Annotated in this window: 6 protein-coding genes; 4 read left to right on the top strand and 2 right to left on the bottom strand. The window is 47.4% G+C overall.

Features of this window, described 5'->3' with window-relative positions; genetic code table 11:
- A partial coding sequence (gene mnmE / locus F3741_07070) for a tRNA uridine-5-carboxymethylaminomethyl(34) synthesis GTPase MnmE (protein MZG30556.1) occupies positions 1-1,238 on the top strand: 1,238 nt, incomplete at its 5' end.
- Positions 1,239-1,275: 37 nt separating this feature from the next.
- On the opposite strand, the gene F3741_07065 is transcribed toward mnmE, so the two are convergent.
- Both F3741_07065 and F3741_07060 read right to left on the bottom strand, forming a co-directional pair.
- Complete coding sequence (locus tag F3741_07065) at positions 1,276-3,090, bottom strand: radical SAM protein (protein ID MZG30555.1); 1,815 nt, start codon at positions 3,088-3,090, stop codon at positions 1,276-1,278.
- 177 nt (positions 3,091-3,267) lie between these two features.
- On the bottom strand, positions 3,268-5,070 hold the full coding sequence (locus F3741_07060) for a radical SAM protein (protein ID MZG30554.1): 1,803 nt from the start codon (positions 5,068-5,070) through the stop codon (positions 3,268-3,270).
- Between the two features lie 285 nt (positions 5,071-5,355).
- Here F3741_07060 and F3741_07055 point away from each other — a divergent pair, with 285 nt between their 5' ends.
- The 3 genes from F3741_07055 to F3741_07045 all read left to right on the top strand — a co-directional run bounded on the left by F3741_07055 (position 5,356) and on the right by F3741_07045 (position 8,640).
- Positions 5,356-7,530 carry a hypothetical protein gene (locus F3741_07055; protein MZG30553.1) on the top strand — a complete coding sequence of 725 codons (2,175 nt, stop codon included), beginning with the start codon at positions 5,356-5,358 and terminating at the stop codon, positions 7,528-7,530.
- 112 nt (positions 7,531-7,642) lie between these two features.
- Complete coding sequence (locus tag F3741_07050; GenBank protein MZG30552.1) at positions 7,643-8,149, top strand: hypothetical protein; 507 nt, start codon at positions 7,643-7,645, stop codon at positions 8,147-8,149.
- A gap of 179 nt (positions 8,150-8,328) precedes the next feature.
- On the top strand, positions 8,329-8,640 hold the full coding sequence (locus F3741_07045) for an Hpt domain-containing protein (GenBank protein ID MZG30551.1): 312 nt from the start codon (positions 8,329-8,331) through the stop codon (positions 8,638-8,640).
- The last annotated feature ends 355 nt before the right edge of the window (positions 8,641-8,995 follow it).

The following is an 8,995-nucleotide window of genomic DNA, read 5'->3' as shown; positions in this document are numbered from 1 at the left end:
GTCCTCATAAAGTTTTATATGGAGAAATCCGCGATCCCATCTCAGAACAATGTATCGACCAGGTCCTTCTCACTTTTTTCAAAGCGCCTAAAAGTTATACCGCCGAAGATGTCATAGAGATCAGCGCTCACGGTGGGTCATGGATAATATCAAGAATCCTTCAACTGGTTCTGGAACAAGGAGCACGGCTGGCAGAGCCGGGTGAGTTCACCCGCCGGGCATTCACCAACGGCAGGCTCGATTTGACCCAGGCTGAAGCGGTCGCGGATGTGATCGACTCCGCATCCGACCGTGCTTTAAATTCTGCCATGAGTCAACTTAAAGGGGGTCTCTCAAAAAGGCTGAACACCCTGCACGAAAATTTACTTGCCTCTCAGGCCCAGTTGGAAGCCGCAATAGATTTTTCAGAAGACGGTCTCACTTTCGAATCGCGCGACACGACAAGAAAGAATATTCACCAGGTCGAAAGCGAATTGAAACAAATGGCGGACTCTTTCCGGCAGGGACGAATTGTAAGGGAAGGAATGCAGGTCGCGCTGGTCGGCAAACCCAACGTTGGCAAGTCCAGCCTGCTTAACGCCCTCCTGCAGGAAGACCGCGCCATCGTCACGCCCATAGCCGGCACGACCCGCGACACTCTTGAAGAACGGACACGCATCAAAGACACTCATATTGTCATCATTGATTCAGCAGGCCTTAGAGACAACCCGGAAATCATCGAAGAAGAAGGCATCCAGAGAACCCGTGCGGCTCTCGAAAAGGCAGACCTCGCGCTGGTGGTTTTTGATTCCTCCCAACCTCTCAATGAGAACGACCAACTGTTGATTAAAGAAGTGGGCAAAAAACCTAAACTGGTGGTGCTCAATAAATCCGACCTGCCCTCTTCCTGGCAAAAAGACCAAATAGAAAGTTTTCTTGCAGGAGAACAACCGATCACCCTGTCCACTAAAACGCTGAATGGATTCGATACTCTAAAAGAATCCATCTACCAGAAAGCAACCCGTGGAGAAAGAATTGGCGAGTCTCTCATCATCACCCGCGAACGTCATCGTGACCATCTGCAACAAGCAGCCCATGCACTGCACAACGCCTGCGAAAGTCTGGTGTCTGGTTTTTCAGAAGAACTCGTTGCGGTAGACGTCACCCTCGCCATGGAACACATCGGCACCATACTCGGCAAGACTTTTGAAGAAGACCTGCTCGATAAAATCTTCGGACAGTTCTGCATCGGCAAATAACCGGCCAAGCGGCCGGTGGCAAAGTCACGGCAAACGCTCAGACCATGCCGATGGCGGTGTGTTGCATTTGCCGTCTTTGTTCTTCGGTGACTTCGAGTTGTGGAAGGTGATTGGATCCGTATTTATCGATGTAGAGGAAGATGTATTCCCTGACACAGGTTCGTAGATCCCATTTGGTGTTGTGATTGCGCTCAAACTCATCGAACACGTTCATCGCGTCCTGAATGCTGAGTCCATCTTTGGTGGTGAAGTAGTAATCCAGCGCGAGATCCCACTCCGGGTTTTTGTAATAGGTGATGCCGTATTTCTCCGGCTCGAACGCTATGGGACTGTATTTCCCCAGCACAAAGGTCATGAACCCGAGGGAGTGGATATGCGCCGCGTTTTTCTCGACGAAGGCTTTGCTATCGCCCGCCTCTTCTTCCGTTTCTCCGGGGAAGCCGAAGAACCCCATCAGGTGATTCCAGATTCCCGCTTCAGACGACATACGCAGGTTGGTTTCGATGGCATCGAGTTTCGTGGCTTTATCCATGAGTTTCAGAACACGCTGGTTGCCGGACTCGTAGCCGAAGTGCAAATATTTACAACCCGATTCGGCGACGTCTTTCCAGACCTGTTCTTCCAGTAAGGATTCTTCAAACCGCATGTGGGTGGTCCAGGCGATATCGAGTTTATCGTCGATCAAACGGCGCGACAGTTTCTGGAACAGTGCCGGGGGATAAGACTCATCGGTGAAATGGAAAAACCGGGTTCCGTATTTTTCCTTGAGGTGTTTGATCTCACCAATGATCTGGTCCACCTGCTTGGTGCGGAACCCTTCAACGTATCCCTGGAAATGGTCGCAGAAGGTACAGCGCCCCCAATAACATCCTCTTGTCGCGAGATAAGGCAGGATGAGGTTGGGCACAAAATATTTTTCCAGCGGCAACCCGTCAAAGTCCGGCGGCGGCAATTCGGCCAACGCTTCAGAGCAGACTTCTTTGTTGGTGTGGATGCCCTCATCGTCTTTATAGATGAGGTTCGGCAGTTGGGATAAATCTTTGCTGCCGTTTTTCACCGCTTCAGTCAGTTTCAAATAAGCCGACTCGCCTTCATACACCACGGCGGTGTCAAACCATTCCCACAATCCCTTCATCTCAGGGAGAGTATCCCGAATGCGGGTGATGATGTTACCGCCCAGAGTGATATGCGTTCCCGGGAACTCTTCCTTGATCATTTTGCAGAAGGTGAACGTGGCGATGAGTTGTTTCTGTTGCACCACCGAGATGCCAACCATCATCGGACGTTCACGTTCCATCACCGGACGGATCAGCATGCTGTAGACATCGCGGTAGATGTTGATCTGGTCGTCGTCAAGCGATTCAAGAATTTCTGACGACATGAACGGTTTGTAAACGATATCCGTTTCGATGGGAGGAAAACAGATTTGTGCAGGATAGTAACCGAGCGAGATCAATGCCATGACCTGGTGCAGGCAGTTCGTGGCCCACTCCAACTGGTCGATATCGTAAAACGCTTTGCCGCGCAGAATACCTTTAGCCCGTTCGACATCTGCGGAAAACTGCTGGAACAGTTCCGGCGTGCAGGTGAGCAGCCGTTGCATCAGTTCCTGTTCCTCTTCATTGAGCGCACGTTTTTGTTCGACTTCCTGAAGGAACTGCAGCTCGTTAGCAATGCGCTGCGACACATGCTCGAGAAACCGGGGACTGAAAAACAGGTCGTACATCTCGACGTTGACATCGATTTGCGAAACCTCATGCCCCGCCGGACGCAACACCGAAGCCAGTGATGGCAGGCTCAGGTAAGGTTCGGATGGCAACCAGTCCGGTGGAAATATTAATAATGATTTCATCAATGTGTTATTCCAATCATGAAGTAATTTCAAACTAATCCTTACGCCCCCTCATCCTACCCTTCTCCCTCCAGGGGAGAAGGAATTTTTTGCCTCCTCTCCTTGAAGGGAGAGGATTGAGGTGAGGGTGGTTTAATAATATTTTCACCCTCTTTGAAAACTACTCCCGTCAGGGGGCTAGGCCCTGCAAAGGGCCTTTTCCTCTTCCTCTTCAGTTGGCGGTTTACCGTTCAACGATTCTTTGCCGAACTTGTCGAGATAGAGCAAAAAATGTTCTCTTGGCAAAGTTCCCCATAATTGAAGGGACTGAAAAAGTTCTTCCGCCATGCTGATGCATTTACTGTTCATTTCCCCGGCTTCTTCACGGGACATTCCTTCTGTAGCGACAAAATCGAGGTTCATGGCAATGTTCCGTTCCGGGTCTTCGATGATGCGTTCAATGGAAAACTTTTCCGGGTACTGATAACAACTGGAGTCCCGGTTCAGCAGGAACACACCCGGACCGAAGGAATGGATCGATTCGAGATTATCGCGCAAGAAGTCGATGGTCTCCTGGGCTTCCGGGCGGGTTTCAGTGGGGAACCCGAAAAACAGGAACGAATGGTTCCAGATACCCGCTTTATGGCTTTTCATCAAGACGTCCCGTTCCACTTCTTTGGTGGTTCCCTTATCGATGAGTGCCAGCACCCGGTCGTTAGCGCTTTCCAACCCGAACATCAGGAAGATGAAACCGGCTTTTTTCATCTTGGTGAATAATTCCTCGTCCATGACCTTTTCAAATTTCAACAATGCCAGGGAACGGATTTCTATTCCGCGCTCAATCATCAATTCCGACACATCGTTGAGCGAGTGCGGCGAAACAGCTTCATCTGAAAAGGTGAAATATTTCGTATTATATTTTTTCATCAACGCTTCCAGTTCATCCACCATGCCGTTGGTTTTTTGTTTTCCGTATCGGTGTCCATAAACAAAACTATGCGTGCAGAACGTACACTTGCCCCAATAACATCCCCGGCTCTGTAAAACCGGAATAATCGGATAGGGAGAAAGGTAGTCATTCATGGGCAGACCATCAAATGTCGGCCCGGGCAACTCTTCGAACCGGAGTTCTACACGTTCTTTATTTTGCACCACTTCTCTTCCCTGCAGATGAACAAGGTTGGGAACTGTGGATAATGAATCCCCGGCCTTGAGCGCGGTGAGGAGTCTATGCAGGGGTTCTTCTCCTTCAAAGGTGACAATGCTATGGCAGAAATCATCAAAAAATTCAGGATGACCGAGCAACTGTCCGGCGTTAACACTGAAAATTGGTCCCCCCAGGGTGATATGCAGGTGTGGATATTTTTCTTTGAGCAACCGGGCCAAAGTCAACCCGGGGATGATTTGTGAAATGCCTATAATGGATATACCCACCACGTCATAACCTGACCAGTCTTCACTGGGAATCAAATGGTTCTCATATAAATGGATGAAGGGATTTGTTTTATTATCCCGTGTGGTTTCATGTGCCCTGCGGGTGGATTCTTCAGCACGGGTACCGCTCTCAAATGTCGACAGGCTGAAAACCGCTGGGGCATGCGCATCGGAAACCAGTTTCAGTGCTGATTTGATCACCATGTCTGCCTGCTGATAGGACTGGAAATCAAAAAACCGTTCCGGCGTTCTAAGCACCGATTTTGCCTCATCGACCCCTGTGATAATGCGGTCGGAAAATTTCAACCCCATAGCCAAAACATCCATGTGAGACTTCTCTTTGATTGACAGAGAGCCTTGACTTTTAAGGGATTCCAGCTTTTCAACCATGAGATTTTCGGCCTTACGCAAAAGGGGCGCCGACAAAAAATGGTCGTAGGAAGCTATATTAAAATCTCTTTGATCCACATCCCATCCCTTGGCCCGCAAATAGGAAGTGAGATAGGGCGTACTTAAATACGGCTGACTGGGATACCACTGTGCCGGAAAAATCAATAAAGTCTTCATGATGTTACTAATTGTACCATTTAAAGATATTAAGCCCAACGAGATAATATTCGATATCAATTTTTAATAATTGACATCAATTTCACGCAAAGTATAATCGACCGCTTATAGCATATTTAAAGCTTTTCCCCTGCCAACTAGCACTGAGACAGGAGAAGGCAACCTTTTAAATGGGTTTTTCCCAATCGCAAAAAGGGCATTAATCCTAATTCCCCCATATCATTTTGTCTTATTGGGGTGGGGTTGGGAGTTTCATGAAGTTTTTCGCCAACAAGAGGTTTGAACATGTTGAAAAAAAATCTTAAAGCTTTAATTGTAATCAATATTTTGTTGTGGGGAGTGTTTTGTGCAATCCCGGCAATGGCTGAAACGGTTAAAGCAACTGAAACTGAAGTTTCACTGGTTGATGGTATAGCTGTTGATAAACAAGGGAATATTTATATCGCAATGCGCGATAACAATATTATCAGTCGTGTAGACACTCAGGGTAATATGACTCGTTTTGCCGGGTCAGGAGAAGCTGGGTACAGCGGCGATGGTGGCAAGGCCACTGAAGCAAAATTAAAAATGCCCGCCGGTTTAACTTTTGACAAAAAAGGAAATCTATACATCGCCGACCGTGAAAACCACAGGGTTCGAAAAGTGGATACTCGCGGCACCATCACTACAGTAGCTGGCAATGGAACAGCCGGGTTCGGTGGAGACGGTGGAAAAGCTAGCGAAGCCATGCTCAAGCATCCTTCTGGTGTCGTGGTTGATGATAAGGGAAATATTTATATTTCGGACCGCTCCAATGAAAGAGTCCGCGTTGTAAACAGTAGAGGGGTCATCTCTACTTACGCAGGCAATGGCATTGACGGAGCTAAAGGCGATTCCGGCCCAGCCACCAAGGGGCAATTGTCGAAACCTTTTGGACTCGCTCTCGATAAACAAGGAAACCTGTACATCGCCGACCGAAAAAGCAACCGAGTTCGAATGGTTACTGCTCAGGGTATTCTTCATACAGTAGCTGGAGATGGTGGATTCTTTTTCTCAGGAGATAATGGCCCCGCCTATCGAGCCAGTGTCGCAGGGCCCACAGGTGTGGCTGTTGGTAAAGACGGAACTCTTTATATCGCTGACCGAAACAACAACAGGATCCGAGCCGTTGATACACAGGGAATGATCCGAACCGTGGCAGGAACCGGAAGACAGGATTATAACGGCGATTCAGAAGTAGCTCGTGACACCAACTTACATCTTCCTTTTGGTTTGGCCCTGGACCCGGATGGAAACCTGCTGGTTATCGACCGGTCGCATTATCGCATTCGTAAGGTTGATCCCCGCCGTGGTAGTGTCAAGACGGTTGCAGGTAACGGGAAAAAGATGTTCGCAGGTGATGGCGGACCCGCTACCGGAGCAACATTGAGCTTTCCCCAGGGACTCATCGTAGATAAAAATGACAATCTTCTGATTTCTGATAAAGGGCATAACCGAATTAGACAAATCTCACCTGATGGAATCATCAACACCATTGTAGGTAACGGAATACGAGGCAACATCGGTGATGACCTTCCTGCTATGGAAGCTTCTATCTATGGAGCGGCTATCCTAAAAATGAACAAGCAGGGTGAACTCTACATTGTCAGTCCGAGTGGATTCACTAGTCTGATTCGGAAAATAGATTCCTCGAACACCATGAGGAGAGTTCTGGGAACATCGGATGAAAACTATCTGGAAGCTATTGCAAAAAGTAAATACAAAGGCAGAGTTCAAACAGGAGAACTGGCTATCATCACCAATTTTTCAGACATTGCCTTTGACCATAAAGGAAATATGTTTATTTCCGATCGGCTCAATCATCAGGTTCGAAAAGTTTCTGCTTCAGGCGAAATCACAACGATCGCAGGTACCGGTGAATCTGCCCATTATGGAGACGGTGGACCTGCTAGTGAAGCCGCCTTTCGCGACCCAAGTGCCCTGGCTACCGATAAAGAAGGGAACCTGTATATCGCTGATGGTGCCAATAACATGATTCGAAAAATCGACACCAAGGGCATTGTCACAACAATTGCTGGTAACGGCAAGCACGAGAATACCGGAGATGGTGGCCCGGCACTCGAAGCGGGAATCCGTAATATGGATTACCTGGCCATGAGCCCGAGTGGAGAACTGCACATCGTTGGCATAAACTCCTATATGGTTAGAAAGATCACCAAGGATGGAAGAATTGTCAGGGTCGCGGGCACTGGTTACCAGGGATATTTTGGAGATGGCGGCCCGGCAACAAAAGCCATGTTCAAAAGCCCCGCATCGATCGCATTCGACTCAAAAGGCAATTTGTATATTTCTGATATGGGGAACAACACGATCCGCAAAGTGGATAATAAAGGAATCATCTCTACTTATGCGGGATCTGGCACTTTCGGCTGGGCACAAGATGGAGAGACAGTAGAAATTTATCTGCAATACTTTCCTTAGACCGGGGAAAGAAGTTATTGGCTCTTCAATAAAATATTATGCAGCGGACTCTTGGAAAAGAACCGTGTACATTTATATAAGTTCTTAAATTTATATTTTTCGGAGATTTTCAATGCAAAAACGCAACTTCGTTACAGGTTTGATTTTAATACTTTCGCTGGTTTTCAGCAGTCAGGCTTTAGCGGCTGATACTGATGGACTTGCAGGTATTCTCAAAAAAATAGACAAGCTGGCCTGCACCAAGCCGGAAAAACTTCCGCAGTATTATGCTAAAGACCTGGTTATTATTGTGGATGATAAACGTGCCTTGCTGGAAAACAGGGTCAAGGACTACCAGCAAATGTTGTCTGATTTCAGGGAAATGCAATGCCAGACCCAAAGGCAGGTTCTCGCTGGACACGTCGGCAAAGATGTCAGCTATCTTCTGGCTGATGAAATCATCAGCATCACTTCCAAGTCGAATGATACCGATGAAAGGCAGCACAGTGTATGCAGCTATTCGTTTACCCGTGAAGGAACAGACTGGAAAGTCGCTCTCGAACATTGCTCAAGCCTGCCGGACTACAGTATTGGGCCGAAAGACGACGCCCTGTACTATTTCCACAACCCGATTTATTAAAATCGGGTTTTTGGTTTTTGGGAAACTCTCAAGATATAGCCCGACCCCCGGCGATCATGCCGGGGAAAAGCCTAAACTAACGTTAATCTCAAACTATTTTTTCCAGCCCATAAAGTTTTTACATAGTGATTCTTGCCAAATGGCTTGAAATAAAAACTTCAACCCTCTAACATATCCGGATGAAGAAGCCGGATGAAAAGATCATCGCCCATGTTGACCCGGATCTCAGTGACCTGATACCCGGATATCTGCAAAACCGCCGCAATGATGTAAAGACTATTAACGAAGCAATTAAAACTTCAAATTTTGATAAAATCCGCACACTGGGTCATTCCATGCAAGGTTCAGGGGGTGGCTACGGTTTCATGCCTATCAGCAAATTCGGCGAGGCCATTGAGGAAGCCGCAAAGTTAAAAGACATCAGCAAGATTGAAAAACAATTGGATGGGCTTTCTGACTTTCTTGAGCGGGTGACACTGGTTTATGATTGATCCGGTCTAAATAAAAGTATTATATTCAACTTCACCCTTATTACCATCACCTATCAAACAGTGTTGAAATTTCTCAAGGGACTTGTAGTTTTATTTCTGGCCTTTTCAGGGGTCTGTTCGGTTTTCGCTGAGGAAAATGATTGGACGTTAGATCGTTTTCTGCAACCCTTCACCTCAGAATCACCCGGCTCAACGGGTACAACACCAGAGATTAAAAAAGTCCAGGTCACCGCAACTTTACCAGATTACCCTTGGATCAAGGTTTCTGATTACCGGAACCGAAAGGTAGAACTTTGCATTACCTGTCATGACGGGATAGCCAATGTCAGCCCTTCTCATCCTCCTGAATTTGGCT

This window comes from Nitrospinota bacterium, assembly GCA_009873635.1.
Lineage (GTDB): Bacteria > Nitrospinota > Nitrospinia > Nitrospinales > VA-1 > LS-NOB.
The sequence above is the reverse complement of the archived record's forward strand: the minus strand, read 5'-3'. Positions and strand labels throughout refer to the sequence as shown.

What these genes read in the sequence shown, in the direction of transcription:
- F3741_07055 (MZG30553.1), top strand. Translation starts at nt 5,356, where the DNA reads ATGTTGAAAAAAAATCTTAAAGCTTTAATTGTAATCAATATTTTGTTG.
- F3741_07065 (MZG30555.1), bottom strand. Translation starts at nt 3,090, where the DNA reads ATGAAATCATTATTAATATTTCCACCGGACTGGTTGCCATCCGAACCT.
- F3741_07045 (MZG30551.1), top strand. Translation starts at nt 8,329, where the DNA reads ATGAAGAAGCCGGATGAAAAGATCATCGCCCATGTTGACCCGGATCTC.
- F3741_07060 (MZG30554.1), bottom strand. Translation starts at nt 5,070, where the DNA reads ATGAAGACTTTATTGATTTTTCCGGCACAGTGGTATCCCAGTCAGCCG.
- F3741_07050 (MZG30552.1), top strand. Translation starts at nt 7,643, where the DNA reads ATGCAAAAACGCAACTTCGTTACAGGTTTGATTTTAATACTTTCGCTG.